Genomic DNA, 20,127 nt, shown 5'->3' with positions numbered 1-20,127 from the left:
TTCCGCACCTCACTTTCTTGGAGCCCTTCGTGTCTCAGCGCCCGCTCGTCCTGGTCGTCGCCCCCGGTGATGACGTGTACCGCGGCTACTGCCTGCGCCAGGTCGCCGACGCCTACGACGTCGCCGTCCTCACCACCGGCCCGCTCACCTGGGAGGAGCAGTACGTCGTCGATCACGAGACGGTGCCGGACTTCGACGACGTGGACGCGCTGCTCAGTGCCGCCGAAGCCATCACCACGCGTCGGCCGGTCGCGGGCGTGCTGACCTGGAACGAGTCCCACCTGACCGCGGTCGCCCAGCTCGCCGAACGTCTCGGCCTGGCGGTCACGACCACGGAGTCGGTCCGCACCTGCCGGGACAAGGCCGCCAGCCGCGCCGCGTTCGCCCGTCACGGCGTGCCGTCCGCCCGCTCCGTCGTCGCCGCGTCCCTCGACGAGGCCCTCGCGGTCGCCGAGGCGATCGGCTTCCCCGTCGTGGTCAAGCCGGCGGCCGTGGGCGGCAGCATCGGCGTCATCAAGGCCGAGACCCGCGAGGACCTCGCCGAGTCGTACGCGTTCGCGACCCGCGGCGTGCAGCAGCACGGCGGCGACAACCGCAGCGTCCTCATTGAGGAGTACCTGTCCGGCCCGGAGGTGAGCGTCGAGTGCGTCACCTACCAGGGCGTGACCACACCGGTCGCTGTCACCCGCAAGGAACTCGGCAGCGAGCCGCTCTTCGAGGAGACCGGCCACACCCTCACGGCCGGCGACCCGCTCCTGGAGACCGTCGCCCCGATCGCCAAGGCCGCGGTGCGGGCGACCGGCGTGACCGGGGGCATCCAGCACGTGGAGATCCGCCTTACCCCCACGGGCCCGCGCGTGATTGAGGTCAACGGGCGGATCGGCGGCGACTGGATCGGCTGGGCCGTCGAGCAGGCCCTCGGCCTGCCGCTCGCCCGTATCGCCGCCGACATCGCCGTCGGCGCCGCCCCCGACCTGACGCCCACCCGCCAGCAGGCCGTCGCGATCCAGGTCCTGTACGCCCCGGCGTCCGGCACGCTCGTCCAGCGGAGCATCGCCTCCGGCTTCGCCGAGACGGCCGGCTGGGTCCACGGCCCGGCCTGGCTGATGGAGGAGGGCGATGAGGTCCTCCTCCCGCCCGAGGGCGACCTGGACTCCTCCCGCGTGGGCCTGATCGCGACGTACGCCGACACCATCGGTCTCGCCGTCGCCCGCCGCAGCGCCACCAACGGCCACATCGCCCTCGCCGTCGACGTCCCCGCCCCGGGCCGCCCGTGACCGAGGCCGCCCGGCAGCCCACACTCGCTCAGGTCTCGCCCCGGTACCTCGCCGGAGGCGGTGACCCCCGCTGGGTCACCGCGCCCCTCCAGCAGGTCTACCGGTGGCAGATCGCGCACCTCCCCCTCAGCCCGGTGGTGCGGGTCATCCCCCGCGACCGCAAGGCGGAGCTGCACCTGTCGCCCGACCCCGACCAGCCCTGGTGGATCCTGCGGCACCTCGGGGCCGGCGAGGAGGAGTCCTGGACGATGTCGTTCGGGGCCCGCACACCGGCTGAGATCATCACGGCGGCGACCATCGCCTACGCCGCCGGGCCCGCGCCCGAAGACCTCCTCGATCCCGTCACGGTCCTCGAACAGGCCGGCTGGCCCTCGCGCCACCAACGGCACTTCGACTCCCCCGACGGGCACGTCCACATCGGCCGTCTCGCCAACGGCTCGTGGCACATCAAGGTCACCGCCGGCATGGAACCCTGGCGGATCTCGCACCAGCAAGTGGCCGTCTGGGAAGCGCACTTCACCGAGCACACCCCGCCGCACGTGGTCGCCGCGTTCCTCGCCGACCTCGTCTCCCCCGACCCGGTCCTGCGCCACGAACGGACCATGGCCCCCGCCCTGCGATACAGCGTCCGCATCCAGCGCGAACGCGTCCCGGCCCAGCAGGCGGAGGCAACGCTGTGGGCCCGGGTCGACCGGCTCTTCCCCCTGAGCACCAACCGCGAGCTACCGCCCTCCCCGCAGCGCCCGGGCAGTCCCCTCCCCCGCCGGACCCGGTGAGCACCCCCCCCGACCGAAGGAACCACCCTGACCTCCCCATTCCCCTATCGCGCCGACCAGCACGCCGCCGCACTCCAGGCGCTGGCGGTGTTCCTGGTGCAGAGCGAGATGATCCTCGCCTCCTGGGACTCCTACTCCGACGAACACACCGACACCGACGGCTGGCCGCACGACGACGAGTCGTACGGCTGGCGCAAGGTCCAGCGAGACACACAGACCTGGCGCGCTTTCGAGCCCGTCCGCCGCTCGGCGCGCTACCTACTCGCCACGGCGCGGTTCCAGCTCCAGCACATCGCCGCCGGCGACATCGAGCCCCGCTGGCCGTGGCAGCTGTCCGAGCTCGCCCAGGCATACGACCGCCTGGAGGCTCTGCGTACCGAGTGGGCTCAGACCCGCGAGGCCATGCGCACCTCCCGGCCGGCCCACGAAGAGTTCATCGACGCGCTGGCAGAGCGGAACGCTGAAGCCTGGGGCTACCTGGACACCTGGGCCACCCAGGGGCACGCCCTCCTCGACCTGCACTTCGTCGCCCTCAAAGCCCCCGTGCCAGCGCCCATCGCCGTCGCGAACCCCACCCAGCAGCCCGCCGCTGGCCGGTCGGCGGTGAGGCGCTGATGAGCCGGCTTGAGCTGGTCGACCAGGCGCTGGTGTCGCCCGTCTACCTCGCCGGCCCCGGCGACTCCGCCTGGGTCACCGTGCCTCTGACCACGGCGTCCGGCTGGATGGCGCTGAACCAGCCCCTCGTCCCGCATGTCGTGCTGACCGGACCGCGCCACAAGAGCCAACTCCGCCTGGAGCCGGTCTTGGAGGGGCCGTGGTGGCATGTGTCGGACCGCGACGGCCGCACCGGGACGAACTGGCAGGCGGCCTTCGACGGGTCTACGCCCGTCGAGCTGATCGCCGCTGTCACCGACGCCCTGACCCACCCGGGCTACCGCCTGCGGCAGACGGTCGACCCCTACGAGCCCCTGCGGCAGGCCGGCTGGGCCACTGACCCCGGCCGGGGGGCCTTCCTTTCCCCAGAGGGACACGTCCGCGGCAGCCGGAACTCCCTCGGCGGCAGCCGCTCCTGGCACATCACCGCCAGACTCGACGAAGACGACCCTCTGTGGAGTGCCTACCTGTCCGCAGGCACACCCCCCGTCATCCTGGCCTCGCTCTTCACGGCCCTCGCCTCCCCGGAAGCGGCACGGCGCTCCGCCGAGCAGATGAAGGGCTTCCCGCGCCGCGGGATCACCCTGGAGTGGGAGCGGTGCCCGGCCGAGCACGTCGCCCGGGCCCTGACCGAGCGGGTCGAGCAGCTCGCCGCCCGGCGCGCGGTCACCTCACCGCCGCCGTGTCCATCTGCTGGAGAAGGTCTCGCCCCGGCGGGGCGGAGGCTTCGGTGACCGACATGATCGACCAGGCGCTCATCTCACCCCGCTACCTCGCCGGCCCCGGCGACGCGGCCTGGGTGACCATTCCCCTACACGAGGCCGCTGGCTGGAGCCACGGACACGAGCCCCTGCTGCCCCGGGTCCTCCTCTCCAGTCCGGACCAGAAAACGCTCCTGCGACTCGAGCCCGCGCCCGGCGACCAGTGGTGGCGGATCATCCACAACGGCGGCAGCGCTGCCACCAGTTGGTATGCATCCTTCGGCGCGCGGACCCCCGTCGAGCTGATCGCCGCGGTCACCGACACCCTGACCGACCCTGCCTACAACGAGCGGGCCGTCGCCGATCCCACTCAGCCGCTGCGCCAGGCCGGGTGGGAGACGGCGCCCTCCGGCGAGTTCCGCTCCCCCGACAACATCGTGACGGGCGAGCGGATCACCTTCTCCGGCATGACCAGCTGGTTCATCACCGCCGCCCTCGACCAGGACCACACGGTCTGGCAGGCGCGCTTCGACGGCCGCGCCCCCGCCAGCGTCGTGGCGGCCTTCACCCAGAGACTGGCCGTCGCAGAGCCCCTGCCGAGAACGCACGAGCAGACCCTCGGCCTCAGCAGGCAGCGTCTGACCCTTCACTGGCAGCAGGCGACGCCCGAGACCGTCGCCTCCGCGCTGCCCGCCCGCGTGCAGCGCCTGGCCGCCCGCCGGAGCAGCAAGCCGTCACCGGCGCCGCAGCCACCCCGGTCGACGCCGCGCCGTACCCACTGACCACCTCAACACCGACCCTCCCCGGCACCGCCAAGGAACCACTGCCCCTTGCCCAGTCCCTCTTCCTCCAGCTCCGACGGCTATGACATAGCCCTGAAGATCGGCATCGCCGTCTTCGCCATCGGCTTCCCCCTCGCCAACTTCGCCTGGCTGGCCGGGAACGTCGCCGCCCGGTTGTCCGGGACCACCCCGTGGGTGTCCTACCGTCCGGCTGACGCGCTCCTCCATCCCGACCAGCTCTGGCCCGCAGCAGGAGAAACGTCCCTGCTCGTCGCCACCCGTATCGTCCCTGTCCTGCTGACGCTGGCCCTCGCCGCCGGCGCGGGCGTCCTGTGGCTCCGGTACAAGAACCGGTCCGGCGGCGGGAAGAAGACCGTCGACGGGATGGCGACGGTGCGCGACATCCAGCCGCTGCTCGCCAAAGCCGTCGAGGCCAAGGCCCGCTCCCTGCGGCCGAGCCTGAAGCACGCCAAGCACATCGAACCCCGCGACGCCGGCATCCTCGTCGGCAACCTCGCCGGGACCCGCCACGAGGTCCGCATGGGCTTCGAGGACGTCGCCGTCGCGATCATGGCCCCGCGCTCCGGCAAGACCACCAGCCTCGCGATCCCCTCGATCCTCGCCGCGCCCGGACCGGTCCTGCTCACCTCCAACAAGGCGGCAGGCGACGCCTTTACGGCAACCTTCGACGCCCGTGCCGCCGTGGGGCGGGTGTGGTCGATGGACCCGCAGCAGATCGCCCACGCCGCCCGCGAGATGTGGTGGAACCCCCTCGCCGACGCGAAGACCCTCGACGGCGCCAACCGGCTGGCCGGGCACTTCCTCGCCGCAAGCGTGGACGCGAGCCAGCAGGGCGACTTCTGGTCCAAGGCCGGCAGCAACATCCTGTCGCAGCTCTTCCTGGCCGCCGCGCTGGACGAGCGGCCGATCACCGACGTGATGCAGTGGCTGGCCTTCCCCGCCGACCGGCGCCCGCTCGACATCCTGCGCGACCACAAGTTCACCGCGGTCGCCTCCCAGTTGAAGGGCACGGTGGAGGGGCCGCCGGAGACCCGGGACGGCATCTATGAGACGGCCAGGCAGTACGCCTCCGCCCTGCTCAACGCCGAAATCGCCGCTTGGGTCACCCCGCAGGAAGACGTCCCCGAGTTCCGGCCGGCTGCCTTCGTGACCTCCAGCGACAGCCTGTTCCTGCTGTCGAAGGACGGCGGAGGCGGCGCGAGCGCGCTGATCGCGGCGTGTGCCGACAGCGTGATGCGGGCCGCGACCGCCCAGGCCGAGCGCGTCGGCGGCCGGCTCGACCCGCCGATGCTCGCGATCCTCGACGAGGCCGCCAACGTGTGCAAGATCAGTGACTTGCCCGATCTGTACAGCCACTTGGGATCCCGCGGGATCATCCCGATCACCATCCTCCAGTCCTACCGCCAGGGCCAGAAAGTGTGGGGGGACGCGGGCATGGACGCCATGTGGAGCGCGGCCACCGTGAAGATCATCGGCTCCGGGATCGACGACCCGGATTTCGCGGACAAGCTCTCGCGGATGGTCGGCGACCACGACGTCGAGACCGTCTCGACCTCGCACTCCGACTCCGGGAAGTCGACCTCGGTGTCGATGCGGCAGGAGCGCATCCTGCCGGCCGACGCGATCCGCGCTCTCCCCAAGGGCTCCGCGTTGTGCCTGGCCACCGGCATGCGCGTCGCCATGCTCGACCTGCGCCCCTGGTACGCCGAGCCCGGCGCCGACGACCTCGCCGCCGCCTCCGCCCGCGCCTCGAAGGCCATCACCGCCCGCGCCGTCGCCAAACAGCATCCCGCCCAGAGCGACTTCGACCAGGCCGCGTAGCCATTCCCACCCCTGCCGCGGAGACCAGTGAAGACCATCGACCTCGCCGAGCAAACCCGGCTCCTCGGGCTCGTACCGGGCGAAGTAGAAGACCTGCGCGCCGAGATCGACGGCGTGCGGGACGGCGACATCACCCGGCCCGCCCGAGAGATCGCTCCCATCGCCGCACGTATCCACCAGCTGTCCATCAGGTGCCTGCAACAGCTCGACACCCTCTCGACCAGTCAGTACGCCGTCATGAAGCAGGGGCCCGAGGCTCTTGCCCGTCTCTCAGAGGCCACTCTGCGGATCTCCGTCGCTGCCTCCCTGTGCACGTACGGCATCACCGGGCGCACCGACGCCCTCCTCTACGAGGACGGCGACCGGACGGCAGGCACCAGCCGCGGCTACCTGTCCGAGGCGGTCGAGGAACTCGCTCGCGCTGCCAACGCGTACCGCGGGCTCGCCCAGCACCTCTCACGACGGCTGGCCTCCACCGCCGCCCGGGCCGAGGACCAGCCCCTCATCGACCGGGCCACCGCCGAGCCCGCGCCGATGGCCGCGAAGGTGCCGACCGCCCCCGCAGTTCCGACAGCCCGTGCCCGGCGCTCGTAATGCCCTTCCCCACCGGCCAGGTCCCGCGGCCTGCCGCCGAACTCACCCACCGACCCCAGGGAACACCATTGGGCTCCTCCCACAGCTCGGTCCCGAGCCCCGAAGACCTCGACTCTCTCACCAAGCTTCTGCTGGTCAGCATGGACAGACTCGACGAGCTCCGGCGTCAGCGTGGCTCCGCGACCGAGCGGCTCGCGGACACGGTCCGAGCCACCGGCTGGATACACCAGACCTCGTTCTTGGCCGGCAAGCTCCTGGCCCAAACTGCGCTGAGCGACGCCCCCACCACCACGGACGGACTCCACGCCGTCGCTCTTCTGCGCCGCCTCGCGGAGGCGACCACCCATGCCGCCGGACACGTAGCGAACACCATCTCCGCCCTCGCACACGGCGACACGGCAGCGTCCGAGGACCTGCTCGTGCAGGCGAAGGCCGCGCTGGCGAGAACCCCTGTAGCCGTTCAGGACGTCGGCGCCGCTCTCCTGCGTCACGACGGCGTCCTCTACGCCCAGGAGCGTGCGGCCCGCGACCAGACCGTGACGGGCAGCACGGCCGTCACGGTGAGCGAGGCCCAGCGCAAGGGCCTCGCGGTCTTCGCCCGCGGCGACGCGGTCGTCCGCACCTCGTACTCGGGCATCCGGGAGGTCGCCACGCCCCTGGGTGCTCACCTGCGGGCCACGACCATCGATGCGCTCGTCGACAAGAAGCTGGTCGACCTCACCCCGCTGCAGGGCACGACCGAACGGTACGGCGCGCGGCTCACCGCCAGCGGCATCCGGACCCTGCTGGAGGCCCGCCCCGTTCCGTCCCTCCCCACCGCCGTCCCGGCCCCCATCGCGGCACGCACGGGCGCCCCCCGGCCGGCAGGCGCACGGCGCTAGCCCGGCCCGCCGCCTGCCTCTCCCCGAAAGGAACACTCCCCCATGGAGTTCCCCAACCCCCTGCTGGACCTCCGATGCCAATGCAGACCGATGTCTCCGTCAAGCGAAGCAGGTAGCCGTGCAGAGTAGAGCCACGGACCGCTTCCTGGTGTCACCTCGGCATCTGGCCGGCGCGGGCGACCGGCTCGCGGATGTCCTCGGGCCCCTGATCCACCTGTTCGGATGGAAGCACACTCACGATCCGGCGTCCGGCCACGTCAGCATGGACAGCCCAGGGCACGACCTGCTGCTGGACTTCTCCCCCTCCAGCCCCAACGGGACATGGTGGACGATCCAGCACCCCGACCCGCTCTGGAAGATCACCGCCACCCATCTCACCCCGCTCGAACCCCTGGCCGCGATCACCCAGGCCCTGCCCCAGCTCTTGGGCGACACACGGCATGCGGACCGGGTCCCCCTCACCCGCCACTCGGTCGCCGAGATCGCCGACCTGAGCGGATGGACCACGAGAGGGACCTCGTTCACCTCCCCCGACGGGCACTGCACCCTGCGCTACGAACAGGGCGCCTCCTGGCAGATCGAGCACTCCGTGTACGACGGCTTCGGCACCCACTGGTCCGTCCGGGCCGAAGGCGACCTTCCCGAGCAGCTCGCCGCCCAGTTCCTCTCCTTCCTCACCACGCCCGACCCGGTCGAGCGCGCCTTCGACGACATCCCGTACCTCGCCCGCAGCCACGCCCGGCTGACGCCACTCGACGGCAAATCCCCCCTGGGCCCACACGTCGTCCACGCCCTCGGAGATCTGCCCACCAACAGGGAGGGGCGCCGGCGATGACAAGCCCTTCTGAGTCCCGCCCCTCTCTGCCGGCCGAGCTTGCCCCCGCCCACGTCCTGCTGCTGGCGGAGAAAGTCACCTCCTTCCGCGACCACCTGTATCCCCTGGCGTTCCACAGGCCGGCCGCTCCGTCGGAAGCCCTGGCACGCGCAGGGCGCGCCGACGACCTCGCCGATGCCACGAAGGCGGTGAGGACCGAGATCGGCAAGGTCCAGCTCTACGTGACCCCTGCTGTGGAGGACGCGTACAGCCGTATCCGGCTCCTGGGCACCCAGGCGGCCCTCGCAGGCGAGCACCTACGGCTGGTTCACGCCTACCTCGTCCAGGTGTCGCCCCAGGAGCGCGCCGATCGGCCCTACCCGCGCGGCCGGGTCCTCGACACCCTCCTCGAAGCTGGACACCACCTACAGGAAGCCACCCTGCTGACGTCACTGGGCGCCTCCGACGCCCTTCGTGCCGCCACAGATTTCGCGGGTGCGCTACGCGCCCAGAAGCTGATCGACGGCAAACCGCAGGCGATGTCGCCCACGCAGCGCAAGGCTCTGAGCGCCATCGCGACCGGACGTCTGAGCGTCGAGGTCTCCGGTGGCCGGGAGTGGGCGTGGATGAGGGGCGCGTCGTTTTCGATGGCCACGGTCCGGTCCCTGGAGTCGCGCGGCTGGGTCCGCCGCGAGGCATACCACCCCGCGCCCGGGGCGCGGTCCGCCCGCCTTCACCTCACCGAGACCGGCCGCATCGCTCTCGCCTCCTGGCTCGGCCGTCCCCCCGCCTTCTCCCGCCCGCCCGCACTCGCCACCCGGGCAAGCCGGACCTCCGTCCGCTGAGCCCCGCCCCCGCCCCCCGATCCAAAGGCAGTCCCTTGTCCGGCCCCCTCCTTCAGGCCCCTCATTTCGTGGTGTGCCTGCAGATGCTGACCCTCGCGACGAAGGTCGCACAGTGCTTCGACGTGCTCGACGACCGCTCTCTCGCTTCTCCGCAGGCGACCAGGCGGATCGTCCAGCAGGTCACAGCAGTCACCTCGCTCGCCGAGGATGCCGCGGATGTCGGTGCGGCCCACCTGGGCCTGCCGATGTCTCTCATCGACCACACCGACCACACCGTCGCCTCCCGGCTGGCCCAGCTCCAGGTCGTGACAAAGGCGGCGGCCGAAGCCCTGCGGCGCGCTGCCGAGAGCACCGACTCCACCTCGATGGCCACCGCAGACACCAGGCTGACTCACGTTCACGCGGCCCGGGATCTGCTCGCCACCGCGGCCTCCGACCTCCTCTCCTGCACCGAGCACGTCGCCACCGAGATGGAGCGCTACCGGAGCCGCTACGCCATCCCCGAGGCCAACCATCAGATGACCGCCGACCAGTTCAAGGCCCTCAAGCTCATCGCCATCGGAGCTGTCTCGATCGACGAGAACGGCCAGCCCTGGGCCGGAATGGACAAGACCGCCGTCCACCCGAGCGCGATCCGCGCCCTCGACCAGCAGGGGCTCATCGAGCCCGTGCCCTGCTCTTCCTGGGCCGAGGAGATCCGCGTCCTGCCCACCCCGATGGGAAGGCTCGTCCTGGCAGCCACCCTCGGCCGGCCGAAGCACCCTGCCGCCGAAACGGCTTCGGTGCCCATCCTTCCGCCGACCAGGCTCGTCGCTTCCGCAATGAGAACCCCCCGATGACTCCCCCGCAGGAAGCCCATGCGGGGTACACCGGGGCCCACGGCCCGTACGTCTCCTTCATCGAGCAGCTCCTCTCTTTCGGAACGGCGCACGTCCTCCAGCACGACCTGCTGGCCTCGCCGGCCCTCACCACCCCCAAGGGGGCTCCCGAGGTCACCGTCCGAGCCGCCACGGCGCTGTCCCTGGCCGGGCAGGCCCTGGCCCTGCAGGAGAAGCTCGCCGGCCTGCCGCTCCATCAGGGCAGGACCTTCAGGTCGGTCCAGGCGCGGCTGCGGCAGCTCGCCATGCTCGCCACCGACTCCAGCGAGGCTCTGGTCAACGCCGCCGACGCCCTCGCCCCGATTCGCAGGATCACGAGCCTGGAGGAGCTGGCCTCTCCGTGGGCGATGGAAGCCCGGAGGCTGGCCCGGGACGCCGTCGCCGCCGGCCGCGACTTCATGGCCTTCGGAGCACAGGACTGCCTCGCCGCCGCAGAAGCGCTCGCCGCCGACCTACGGCAGCGGGGCTCCTCCCCCTCGAAGCAGCCGACGGGCCTGTCACCTGCTCAGCACGCCGGCCTGCGTGCCATCGCCCTCGGCCATGTCGCCGTGAGCGACGACAAGACGGTGCACCTGCACGGCGACAGCCGCCCGGTGGCCATCGCCACGATCCGCTCCCTGGAAGCACGCGGCCTCACCACCCGCGAAGTCTCCCCGCTCCACTGGTTCTGGTCCCGCTGCATCCCCACAGCAGACGGGCACCGCGCCCTTGCCGCCATGCTCACCGCGCCGGCTTCCTTCCCGCCGGCGTCTGCCCCGGCCGCCCGGCCCACCCGCCGGACCGCGCACACCACGAGCCTCTGACCCCTGCCGGGATCATCCTTCGTCCGGTCACCTACCGAGGAACCACCATTTCCACCTTCGCCGATGTCTCCCACCTGGGCGATGCCCTGCACACCCTGTCGACCAAGTACGCGGTGATCAGCCACCAGGTCGCCGCGCTGCAGGATGCCGCCCCCGACTACCGACGCACGCTTCGCCTGATCACCTCGTCTCAGGCCCTGACGACCGAACTCGCCGAAGTCGCCGGTGGGCTTGCCGACAGCGCCTTTCCCGCCCTCCCCGACAGCCGGCTCACTCTGGTCGAACTCGCCGTCGCCATCTCCTTTTCCACCTCGGCCTCCGCGACCCTGGCCTCAGCGCTGGCCGCCGACCCCCTCGACGGCCTCGGGCAGCGGTCCGAGTCCCGCTTCGCCGACATGATCCGGGAGGAACAGGAAGAGACCGACGTGTCGGGCGTACTGACAGACGTCGCCGACGAGCTCCGCCTCCTCGCCGGCGCCTGCCTGAAGATCACCAATGACATCCACCGAGGTGTCCAGGCCGCGAAGAGCGAGCGGCTCCCGAGGCTCACCTCCACCCAGTGGACGGCCCTTCACTCCATCGCCCGCAGCGGCGCCGAACTGCATCCGGACGACCAGGGACAAGCGCGCCTGCATACCGGCAACGACCACATCGTCCACCCAACCACCCTCACCGCGCTGCTCCAGCACGAACTGATCCACATCGCCGACGGCCGGCAAGCGACCGTCACCGGCCGAGGCCACCGCCTCCTCGCCCGCCGCCGCGCACCCGCGCCGTCAACGCCGGCAGCGGTCGCCAAGACGTCCGCCCCGGCCGCACCGAGACGGTGAGCAGCCTCCAAGAGCCCCGACACCTCCACGCCTAGCGAGAACGCCCTCGCCGACCGATCACCGCTGCCGTCAGCCCCTCACCGGCTCCGTCTCCCGCTGTCGCCCACGCGGCGAAGCGCCGCTGACGACACCGCGGTAGTCGGCCCGTCCCCTCCCCTTCCTCGCCGAGCCCGCTCCCACCTCCAGGAGCCGCTTCTCCGGCCCGCCCCCTCATCCAAGGATTTTCCAAATTTCCACCTCCCCCCAGTTCCGTGCCCTTTCTCTTGGCGCCGGCGTCCAGTCCAGCGCCCTGCTCGCCCTGTCCGCAGAAGGAATTCTCCCGAAAGTCGATTACGCAATCTTCGCCGATACCGGATGGGAGCCCCGGAGCGTCTACGCACACCTCGACCGCCTCGAACGGGAAATCGCCGCACCGGCCGGAATATCCATCCTCCGGGTCTCCTCCGGAAACATCCGCGACGACGCCCTGGACCCCGACCACCGTTTCGCTTCGATGCCCCTCTACATCCTCAACCAGGACGGACGACCTGGGATGACCCGACGCCAGTGCAGCGGGGAATACAAGGTCAAGCCCATCAAGAAGGAAGTCCGCAAGCTCCTCGGCTACCCGCATCCGACGCGGGTCCCGAAGGGTGTTTTCGTCGAGCAGTGGATCGGGATATCCACCGATGAATTCCATCGCGCCAAGGACGCGGACGTGAAGTACATGCGTAACCGGCATCCACTGATCGACATGGACTGGACGCGCTCCGACTGCATCCGCTATCTCACCTCCCTCGGACTCGCGGACACCCCGAAATCGAGCTGCCTCGGCTGCCCTTTCCACGGCAATGTCCAGTGGCGGCAAATTCGTGACACCTCGCCCGACGAATGGGCGGACGTCGTCGAGTTCGACGCCGCGATCAGGAAGGGCAACGCCCGCGCCAACGCCACCGGCAACGCCCTGCTGGGCCAGGCGTTCCTGCACCGCTCGCGCGTGCCCCTCGCCGAGGCCCCGATCGACCACGTCACCAGGGCCGAGCGTGCCGCCCTCGACGCCGCAGCAGAAGCCGAGGCCGACGCCGCCGAACTGGGCGTGGTGAACGGCTGCTCCCCCTGGAGCTGCCGCGGCGACGCCGAGCAGGACGACTTCGGGCTCGCGTCGTGATCCCGCCGACGGGGCTGGTGCTCGACCTGTTCGCCGGCCCTTCTGTGAGCAGAACTGCAGCGTCTCATTACGGCCCAGCGACCCAACGACCAGCACGTTTACGCTTTGCAGTCGCTTGAGTCGCATAGGTACGGTCCCCGCCATGCTGATGACGTTCTTCTCCTCTGCCACCTGGGAGTCCTGGGGACTATCGAGTCAACCGGTCATCCCGGACCGGATGCCGATCCTGCTCGATGACGACCTCCTCTTCGAGGACTCGGCCGGCCCTCGCGTCACGACCGTGATCAACCGGTGGTCACAGGAACTCCCGACAAACGGATGCCCGGCCCCGAACTCCTGGGAAACCTACGTTCGGGTTGTGCGGGACTGGACCCTCTTCCTGACCAGCCGAGGCATCCAACTCTTCGACAGCCGTCGCCAGTTGCGGCGGGGTCTGAGTGCCTACGCGGTGCACCGTGCGTGTGGCCCGCTGAAGGAACGGTTCGCCGCATCCACCTGGAACCAGCACATGAGCATCCTGTCGCTGTTCTATGGGTGGGCCGAGGGCGAAGAGCTCACGACCGCGGTGCCGTTCACCTACAAGCAGGCCGTCACTGCTTATGGCGACCAGGTGCGACTGCAGTCGGTGAACCTGTCCAAGCGGCGGACGCCGAAGCCGCACGTGACGATCAAGTACTTCGAGAAGGACTTCGAGGACACGTTCTTGAAGGGGCTGGGCGGTCTGCGCCCGGATGGCGCCGAGGACAGTCTCTACCGGGGTCGGACGACGGCTCGCAACGCGGCGGTGGGTGGCTATGTGTTGTCCAGCGGGCTGCGGCGGCAGGAGTTCACGTACATGTTGGAGTGCGAGGTTCCGCCGCTGCCGCCCCGCCGGACCGAGCTGCCGATCTGGGTGCCGGTTCCGGCCGGGGTCACGAAGGGCCGGAAGTTCCGCGCCACCTGGACGACATACGACCCGCTCGCCCGGCTGCACCAGTACTTGCGGTTGCAGCGTGCTGTTGCGGTGGCTCGCTCGTCATGGATTCCGCCGACCAAGTGGGGGTCGCCCCTGGTGGTGACCGAGGGAGACGAGATCGGTGGCCGAGTTGATGGTGAGCGCGTGCTGTGGGCCGAGTTGACGCCGCGAGAACGTCGGTGTCTGGTCCGGCCGGATGGCGGATCGATGCTGCTGGCCGTGCAGAGTGACGGGAGTCCGTTTCGCGACTGGCCGACGGTCTTCAAGCGAACGTCGGAGCGGATCAGGGATCGATTCGATCCGCGTTTCCCGCATACGTCCCCGCACCGGTGCCGTCATACGTTCGCGATCAGGACGCTCGAAATGTTGATCGGCGGCTACTACGCCCAGCTCGCGAAGCTCGTCAAGGACACCGACGCGGACGCGGCCCTTGCGCTCTACCTGCGCAAGAACGACCCGGTGATGATCCTGCGTGACCTCCTCGGTCATACCAGCACTCTTACCACGGAGGTGTACCTCCGCCGCCTGGATACGACCCGGATCTACCGCGAGGCATATGAGCGGGCGGGCCATGACCACGGTCTGCTCGCCGAGGCTGAACACGAGGCCGATGCCGAGTTCGACGACTTCGATGAGGACGATATCTGATGCCCGCGGAGATCCTGGAGAACCCGCTGCGGCTGTTCTGCACGTTCACCCGCGGCACCACGTCGACCCTGAATATCGACGACTCGGTCAACCCCGTACTCGTCCGCGAGTTGCTGACGGGCCTGGTCTATCTGATGCATCCGCACGGCCAGGGCGACTCGCACCGGACTGCGGAGAAGTACAAGGGGACCATCGACTGGTTCGTCGGCGAGCTGGAAAGTCGTGGTCATCGGGGCGGGGTAGCAGGGCTGACCCGCGCCGGACTCGCAGCGCTGTGGTGGGAGGCGGGAAATCGGCGGGAGTCGGAGAGCCGCCGCATGCTCGCCGCGCTGGACGCCGAGACCTCCGTACTGGCCCCGGACGTCCGGGAGCTCGTCCGAGGGCGTCTGTACAACCGGCATCCAAACAGTGAGCCGCTGCCGCCGTACGACGAGGTCGCCTGGGCAGGGCTGATTCGTGCAGCCCGAACGATCGCCAAGGAGTCATGGGCCGCGTACCGGGCGGCCCGAGCAACGGCGGAGGCCGGCCAGGACCCGTACGTGCATGGCTGGACGAGAGAGAACATCTTCTGGCTGATGGTGCACCACGGTCCTGCAACGCCGAGGTCGTTGGGTGAGCGTGTCGGCCTGTCGTACAACCAGATGCGCTACCGAATCGGTGATGGTAACCAGCGCTTCTTCGGGGAAGCACGAGAAGCGCTCTTCCCCAGCGCTCGCGTCGTCATCGCTTACCAGGTGTTGTTCGGCGTGTATAGCGGCATCGTGCCGGACGGCATCGCCGATCTGGGTATCGACGGCCTTGACTGGGCCGGCGACGCCGCGGTGTTGGTCCGCTATGTCAAGGGCCGCACGTCCGAGGAGAGCATCACGCTGCCGAGCAAGGCCGTACGGGTGCTGGAGCGCTGGCTCGACTATGCCGACCTGGCGAGGTCACATTGTCCGCCGCAGCTGCGCAACAGGCTGTGGCTGTGGATCGCCTACACCTCGCGTCGCGCGGGCGACGAGGGCCTGGGGCCGTGGAGATATGGACGCCCCTACAAGTCCACCATCGTCGACTGGTCTCGTGATGCGGGGGTGGTCGACGCCAACGGGGCACCGGTGGTTGTGCACCGCCATCGGATCCGCACGACGTTCGAGTCCCACCGGGACCGATCTTCCTGGATCGGCAGCCGGCGCTCGACGATCGACCCCAACCACACCCCGGCAGTAGAAGGCGACCACTACCTGTCCGCGATGACCGAGGCCCAGAGGAGCGCCCTGGAGGACATCGTCGAGCAGGCCCAGGGCGATCTCCTCCGGCGGGGCCAACGGCCCATGGTTCTGTCGGACGAACAAGTCGCAGACCTGGCCGGCCAGTTCCCACAGCTGGTCAGCGAGCTGGAGCTGGACGATCGGGCGATCGCCGAGCTCGTGGGCGGCCAGCGCGATGTGTTCGTGGCGTCCTGCATCGATCCGACCGCCGGCATGCACGGCCCGAAGGGAAAGCCGTGCCCGGCTCGCCCCTGGGTGTGCCTTCTGTGTCCACTCGCTCTGTTCACGCCGCGGCACGCGGCGAACCTCCTGCGCATGAAGGCGTTCTTCGCCCGGCAGTGGCAGCAGATGCCCGCCGCGCAGTTCATGGCCGTCTTCGGCCACTACGCCCAGCGCATCGAGGAAGTCCTGGTCAAGTACGACCCCACGCAGCTCGCTGCGGCTGCTGCCCACGTCACGGACACCGACGCCGAGATACCGCTCCTGCCCGAGGAGAGCACCCTGTGAGCACCATCGCCCATGCCGGGGTCCCGCTGCCCGGAACCGCGCCGTCGCCCTTCGCCGGGGCTGACATCTGCGGCCTGGCCGGCTTCGTCCTCCCCATCGGGGCGGCCCGCTCGGTCTTCGAGGACGACGTCTGGGTCTTCACCCAGGTCATCGGCATCCCCGCCTACGTGTCGAAGTGCGCACGGCGCCTGGACTTCTCGGGGATCATCAATGAGCGATGGAAGACGGTGGCCAAGGAGTACATCGCCGCGCAGATGGCCCCCGGGCACGAAGCCGTACGGACGCTGCCGTACGCCAACCGGACGGTCCGCGTCGTCAACAGCCTCTACGCCGAGCTGCTGGAACTGGTCCGTTGGCTGAACTGGCTGACCGCCCAGGGGGTCACCGAGCTTGGCGAAGTCACTGAACATCACTGCACGTCCTTCGCGCAGTACCGCGCCACCCACCGTCCCAACGGCAAGAAGACACACGACCGCCCCAGCGTCCGCAGAGCGGTCGAGCTGACGATCATCGGCCTGGCCCGTTACGGCGAGCTGTTCACCACCGACCGCTACCACTTTGGGCTGCGGCCGTTTCCCGGACAGGCCACCAGCAAGCTCAGCGGCAACGCCAACAAGACGCCTCCGGTCGCGGATCCGACGTTCCAGCCGCTCCTGGGTGCAGCCCTCTACCTCGTCCAGATCCTGGCCCCGCCCCTGCTCCGCGAACTTGACGCCAAGCGGCGCTATGTCGCCCACCGGGCAGCGCTGCCCGCAGCACGTATGGACCTGGGCGAACTCGAGGCGGTCATCCGCCGCCATGTCGAAGAGCAGCGTCCCTTCGACCGAAACGTCAACTGGGCCAAGACCAGGAAGTGGATCAGCAAAGACGACCCGTTGGGCCAGGTCAACCTCTACGCCCTCGCCGCGGAAGCCGGCCGGAGGGAGATCAGCCCTTCCACGTTGAGGGCGGTGCGCAACGTCCTGGAGGAGGCGGTGGAAGCCGTCGGGATCGAGGAACCGTTCTGCCGCGGGGCCGACATGGTGGAGCGAGCCGGCGGCCAAGGCGAGGCGCCCTGGTCAGAACCGCTCTCCGAGCGCGGCCTGCGGGCGCTCACCGGCGTGGTGAAGACCGCCTCGCACGTGGTCATCGTGGCGCTTTCCGGTATGCGCCAGAGCGAACTGCGCGAGATGAATGTGGGGTGCCGTGTGCCCCCGATCGAGGCCGGCCCTGGGCTGAAGAGGTACAAGCTGGCGAGCCGGGTGGTCAAGGGAAAGCCGCTGGGCGGTGTGCCTGACGAGTGGGTCGTGATCTGGGAGGCATATCGGGCGGCAGAGGTCGCCGAGCAGCTCCTGGGCCCGGGCGCCGAGATCGGTGATCCCCTGCTCACCTCGCCGCTCGACAACGACCGCTTCACGCTGTTCCGCCAGTGGGTCAATGGCTCTGCGGGACAGGCGCTGGGGCTGGCTCCGATCCCGGAGGGCCAACTGACGACGAGGATGCTCAGGCGCACACTCGCCTTGGAGATCGCCTACCGCCCCGGTGGCCTGCTCGCCGCAAAGGTGCAGCTCAAGCACTTGTCTGTGGTGACAACGGAAGGATATGCGGCCCGTCCGGGTGGTGCACAGGCCAAATTCCTCGCGGAGGTCAACGCCGAGGAGGCAGAACGCAACAAGGACCTCGTGCTGGCCGAGTACCGCCGCTACCAGCAGGGTGAAATGCCGGCAGGTCCCGGCGCCCGTGACCTGATCAGCTTCTTCGCCAGCGTCGACGGGAAGCTGGCCCGCGCCGCCGCAGAGGACCCCACCGTCGTCGGCAGCGACCAGGAGGTCAGAGCCCTCCTCGCCGAGATCGCCGGCGTCCTGCACCTGGGGGTGGCGAACTACTGCTGGTTCATCGACCCCTCCAAGGCGCTGTGCCTGAAACTGGCCGGCACCCCGAACGCGACGAAGCCGCTGGCGGGCATGTGCGATTCCGCCCGCTGCCCACAAGCCACCCACCATCCCTGCCACCGCCCGGTGTGGGCCGAGAGCGTACGGAACAAGCAGGTCTTCATCGAATCGATCGGCCGCAACCACAAGACCGAAAGGGCCCGACTGCAGGCCGACTTGGATCGGGACGTAAAGGTCCTGGCCACAATCGACGCCACCACCACGTAAGGAGAAACCCCACCTCATGGCACGCATCAGCACAGAAACCCGCGCCCGCAACGAGCAGGCCGTCCGGGCCGCCATGGATCGGCTCCTGAAGGGTGACCTCCCGCCCGGCGGCAGCTGCGACATCAAGACACTGGCCGCCGAAGCCGGCGTGACACGCACCGCGTTCTACCCGAAGAAGAACCGGGACGGCACCACCCGCCCCGGCCCCTACCAGCACCTCGCCGAAGAGTTCGAGCGACGCCTTCTCACTCTGCAGCAGGCCGGCGAAGTCGTCGACCCGCGGATCGCGCAAATCGAGCGGCTCAAGACCAAGGTCACCGAGCTCAAGGAACGCCTGGCTCAGCGGGACGAGACCGTAGCGGAGCTCACCGCGTTCAAGGAACTCGCCGTCTCACGCTTGGCCGCACAGCACGACGAGATCGTACGTCTACGGGAACAAGCCGCAGCCCTCGGCAACATCCGGCGCCTACCCGCCACCCGCCCTGGAACAGCCCCGTACGGATCGTGCAGCTGAACCTGACGCCTGTCGACGTGTCCGAACACGGCGGGGGAGCCCGTCGGCATTGCCTGCCGTGCTCGCTCTCCGTCCGCACCAATGAGCCTCTCGGCGCAACGTACATCGGCCACCTTGAGTTCACTCAGAGGCGGGCGCGTCCGTTGCAGCGGCGATCAACGCCACGAAGTTGTCGGTCCAGCAGTCCGACTCCTTGGTTGCCACTTCGACACCACAGCCGCTGCACACGAGGTTGGGGCCGTCCTGGCCGGCAACTCCGCAGCAACCGGAGAGACGGCGAGGATCCGGGTGTGGTGTAGTCCCCGGAACGTCATCCGGGTGCAAGATCAGCAGACTCGCATCGAAATTGACCTTGAAGGTCCCGGCGTCCATCCGGGGAGAGACCGCCTCGTGGGTCGCCGGCCGCTCAGACCCCCTCAACGGCTCCCCTGGCACCACCTCGCTCGTCAAGGACTGCCCGCAGTTGACACAGCAAAAGATGGTCATCCCTAGTCCTCCTTGCCTCGCTCCATGACCACGGCGCTCACGCTGCTGCCGTGGCCCGCCAGGCGCCGGTGACGGCCCCTTCCTCCCAATGCCACCACCCCTTGGCCTCGCCATGTTCCAAGAGCTTCCGGATCCGAGGCAGGTCCGCGCTCGGTGGTACATCGAGAGCCACCATCCGGAACTGCTCGATCCCCTCGCCCGTCGTGCCGAGGCGGTGAAACGTCTCCAGCACGGTCTGCCGGGCAGCACCCGATCCGCCGTCCTTCAGGACGATCAAGCGAATCGTGCAGTTTCCCGAGGCTCGCAGGGTCTCACCGGCCCAGCGGACGCCTTCATCGTCGGTTTCCACCCGGATGATGTCGTCGCTGGCAACCCCACGTACGAACCAAGGGGTGTTGTCCAGACGCACGGTCCCGTCGCCCAGATCCACCGCCCACAAGCTCTCCACGCTCGCTGGCGGCCAGCCGTCCTCGTCCACCTCCAGCCGGAAATGGACCTTCACGCGGTCGTCCTTGTTTTGCGTCACTGCACCATCATCCCCAGCCAAAGCGATGGTGGGGAACGATCACCTCACGAACGGGAAACGATCTTCAAAGCGTCACATTGCCCCTGGTCGGACTCACCCGTAAATGCCCCCTGTACGGAAGGCTCCTATGCCCGAACCGATACCCTCACCTATCGTTCCAGCCGACGTGGAACCCCCACGCCGACGTGATGTCAGTCACGTAGTTGTGCTAGACAAAGGGACAGCATGCCTCGCTACAACGCGACACAACGGGGGCGCCCGGCGCTCGCGTAAAGCGAC

General features: G+C 69.4%; 20 protein-coding genes. 18 read left to right on the top strand and 2 right to left on the bottom strand.

What is annotated here, in order from left to right; translation table 11 throughout:
* Nucleotides 1-29 precede the first annotated feature (29 nt).
* The 18 genes from ACIP5O_RS10870 (at nucleotide 30) to ACIP5O_RS10785 (ending at nucleotide 18,836) form a co-directional block, all read left to right on the top strand.
* The gene (locus tag ACIP5O_RS10870; protein WP_401291211.1) at nucleotides 30-1,277 is read left to right on the top strand and encodes an acetyl-CoA carboxylase biotin carboxylase subunit family protein; all 1,248 of its coding nucleotides are present in this window, start codon (nucleotides 30-32) and stop codon (nucleotides 1,275-1,277) included.
* Nucleotides 1,274-2,053 (top strand): DUF317 domain-containing protein, encoded by a 780-nt coding sequence (locus ACIP5O_RS10865; protein ID WP_401291209.1) that lies wholly within the window; start codon nucleotides 1,274-1,276, stop codon nucleotides 2,051-2,053. The genes ACIP5O_RS10870 and ACIP5O_RS10865 overlap by 4 nt, the downstream gene beginning before the upstream one ends.
* An 87-nt stretch (nucleotides 2,054-2,140) precedes the next feature.
* A complete protein-coding gene (locus ACIP5O_RS10860; protein ID WP_401291206.1) occupies nucleotides 2,141-2,668 on the top strand; it encodes a hypothetical protein in 528 nt (175 codons plus the stop codon).
* The gene (locus ACIP5O_RS10855) at nucleotides 2,668-3,441 is read left to right on the top strand and encodes a DUF317 domain-containing protein (RefSeq protein WP_401291203.1); all 774 of its coding nucleotides are present in this window, start codon (nucleotides 2,668-2,670) and stop codon (nucleotides 3,439-3,441) included. The genes ACIP5O_RS10860 and ACIP5O_RS10855 overlap by 1 nt, the downstream gene beginning before the upstream one ends.
* A 5-nt stretch (nucleotides 3,442-3,446) precedes the next feature.
* A complete protein-coding gene (locus ACIP5O_RS10850; protein ID WP_401291926.1) occupies nucleotides 3,447-4,190 on the top strand; it encodes a DUF317 domain-containing protein in 744 nt (247 codons plus the stop codon).
* 48 nt (nucleotides 4,191-4,238) lie between these two features.
* Nucleotides 4,239-6,032: a type IV secretory system conjugative DNA transfer family protein gene (locus ACIP5O_RS10845; RefSeq protein ID WP_401291201.1), complete on the top strand. Its 1,794-nt coding sequence runs from the start codon at nucleotides 4,239-4,241 to the stop codon at nucleotides 6,030-6,032.
* Nucleotides 6,033-6,059: 27 nt separating this feature from the next.
* Nucleotides 6,060-6,626, top strand: a complete 567-nt coding sequence (locus ACIP5O_RS10840; RefSeq protein WP_401291198.1) for a hypothetical protein — start codon at nucleotides 6,060-6,062, stop codon at nucleotides 6,624-6,626.
* Between the two features lie 140 nt (nucleotides 6,627-6,766).
* On the top strand, nucleotides 6,767-7,507 hold the full coding sequence (locus tag ACIP5O_RS10835; RefSeq protein WP_401291196.1) for a hypothetical protein: 741 nt from the start codon (nucleotides 6,767-6,769) through the stop codon (nucleotides 7,505-7,507).
* Between the two features lie 118 nt (nucleotides 7,508-7,625).
* Nucleotides 7,626-8,342, top strand: coding sequence for a DUF317 domain-containing protein (locus ACIP5O_RS10830; RefSeq protein WP_401291193.1), 717 nt, complete (start codon nucleotides 7,626-7,628; stop codon nucleotides 8,340-8,342).
* The gene (locus ACIP5O_RS10825) at nucleotides 8,339-9,166 is read left to right on the top strand and encodes a hypothetical protein (RefSeq protein ID WP_401291190.1); all 828 of its coding nucleotides are present in this window, start codon (nucleotides 8,339-8,341) and stop codon (nucleotides 9,164-9,166) included. The genes ACIP5O_RS10830 and ACIP5O_RS10825 overlap by 4 nt, the downstream gene beginning before the upstream one ends.
* 35 nt (nucleotides 9,167-9,201) lie before the next feature.
* Nucleotides 9,202-10,005 carry a hypothetical protein gene (locus ACIP5O_RS10820; protein WP_401291187.1) on the top strand — a complete coding sequence of 268 codons (804 nt, stop codon included), beginning with the start codon at nucleotides 9,202-9,204 and terminating at the stop codon, nucleotides 10,003-10,005.
* Nucleotides 10,002-10,847, top strand: a complete 846-nt coding sequence (locus ACIP5O_RS10815) for a hypothetical protein (RefSeq protein WP_401291185.1) — start codon at nucleotides 10,002-10,004, stop codon at nucleotides 10,845-10,847. The genes ACIP5O_RS10820 and ACIP5O_RS10815 overlap by 4 nt, the downstream gene beginning before the upstream one ends.
* A gap of 113 nt (nucleotides 10,848-10,960) precedes the next feature.
* Entirely contained in the window at nucleotides 10,961-11,677 is a 717-nt protein-coding gene (locus ACIP5O_RS10810; protein ID WP_401291183.1) for a hypothetical protein, read from the top strand.
* Nucleotides 11,678-11,966: 289 nt separating this feature from the next.
* The gene (locus ACIP5O_RS10805) at nucleotides 11,967-12,824 is read left to right on the top strand and encodes a hypothetical protein (RefSeq protein ID WP_401291923.1); all 858 of its coding nucleotides are present in this window, start codon (nucleotides 11,967-11,969) and stop codon (nucleotides 12,822-12,824) included.
* 142 nt (nucleotides 12,825-12,966) lie between these two features.
* On the top strand, nucleotides 12,967-14,427 hold the full coding sequence (locus tag ACIP5O_RS10800) for a site-specific integrase (RefSeq protein WP_401291181.1): 1,461 nt from the start codon (nucleotides 12,967-12,969) through the stop codon (nucleotides 14,425-14,427).
* Nucleotides 14,427-16,184, top strand: a complete 1,758-nt coding sequence (locus ACIP5O_RS10795; RefSeq protein WP_401291179.1) for a hypothetical protein — start codon at nucleotides 14,427-14,429, stop codon at nucleotides 16,182-16,184. Before ACIP5O_RS10800 ends, ACIP5O_RS10795 begins: the two co-directional genes overlap by 1 nt.
* The gene (locus ACIP5O_RS10790) at nucleotides 16,181-18,322 is read left to right on the top strand and encodes a site-specific integrase (protein ID WP_401291176.1); all 2,142 of its coding nucleotides are present in this window, start codon (nucleotides 16,181-16,183) and stop codon (nucleotides 18,320-18,322) included. The genes ACIP5O_RS10795 and ACIP5O_RS10790 overlap by 4 nt, the downstream gene beginning before the upstream one ends.
* A 16-nt stretch (nucleotides 18,323-18,338) precedes the next feature.
* On the top strand, nucleotides 18,339-18,836 hold the full coding sequence (locus ACIP5O_RS10785) for a hypothetical protein (protein ID WP_401291173.1): 498 nt from the start codon (nucleotides 18,339-18,341) through the stop codon (nucleotides 18,834-18,836).
* 120 nt (nucleotides 18,837-18,956) lie between these two features.
* On the opposite strand, the gene ACIP5O_RS10780 is transcribed toward ACIP5O_RS10785, so the two are convergent.
* Together ACIP5O_RS10780 and ACIP5O_RS10775 are read right to left on the bottom strand one after the other, a co-directional pair.
* Complete coding sequence (locus ACIP5O_RS10780; protein ID WP_401291171.1) at nucleotides 18,957-19,322, bottom strand: hypothetical protein; 366 nt, start codon at nucleotides 19,320-19,322, stop codon at nucleotides 18,957-18,959.
* 37 nt (nucleotides 19,323-19,359) lie between these two features.
* A complete protein-coding gene (locus ACIP5O_RS10775) occupies nucleotides 19,360-19,848 on the bottom strand; it encodes a DUF4265 domain-containing protein (RefSeq protein WP_401291169.1) in 489 nt (162 codons plus the stop codon).
* Nucleotides 19,849-20,127: the final 279 nt, after the last annotated feature.

The organism is Streptomyces sp. NPDC088915, assembly GCF_044749825.1.
GTDB lineage: Bacteria > Actinomycetota > Actinomycetes > Streptomycetales > Streptomycetaceae > Streptomyces.
The sequence above is the reverse complement of the archived record's forward strand: the minus strand, read 5'-3'. Positions and strand labels throughout refer to the sequence as shown.

Excerpts from the sequence above, each read along its gene's own strand:
- ACIP5O_RS10855 (WP_401291203.1), top strand. The coding sequence starts at position 2,668 with ATGAGCCGGCTTGAGCTGGTCGACCAGGCGCTGGTGTCGCCCGTCTAC.
- ACIP5O_RS10850 (WP_401291926.1), top strand. The coding sequence starts at position 3,447 with ATGATCGACCAGGCGCTCATCTCACCCCGCTACCTCGCCGGCCCCGGC.
- ACIP5O_RS10835 (WP_401291196.1), top strand. The coding sequence starts at position 6,767 with ATGGACAGACTCGACGAGCTCCGGCGTCAGCGTGGCTCCGCGACCGAG.
- ACIP5O_RS10825 (WP_401291190.1), top strand. The coding sequence starts at position 8,339 with ATGACAAGCCCTTCTGAGTCCCGCCCCTCTCTGCCGGCCGAGCTTGCC.
- ACIP5O_RS10815 (WP_401291185.1), top strand. The coding sequence starts at position 10,002 with ATGACTCCCCCGCAGGAAGCCCATGCGGGGTACACCGGGGCCCACGGC.
- ACIP5O_RS10800 (WP_401291181.1), top strand. The coding sequence starts at position 12,967 with ATGCTGATGACGTTCTTCTCCTCTGCCACCTGGGAGTCCTGGGGACTA.
- ACIP5O_RS10795 (WP_401291179.1), top strand. The coding sequence starts at position 14,427 with ATGCCCGCGGAGATCCTGGAGAACCCGCTGCGGCTGTTCTGCACGTTC.
- ACIP5O_RS10785 (WP_401291173.1), top strand. The coding sequence starts at position 18,339 with ATGGCACGCATCAGCACAGAAACCCGCGCCCGCAACGAGCAGGCCGTC.
- ACIP5O_RS10780 (WP_401291171.1), bottom strand. The coding sequence starts at position 19,322 with ATGACCATCTTTTGCTGTGTCAACTGCGGGCAGTCCTTGACGAGCGAG.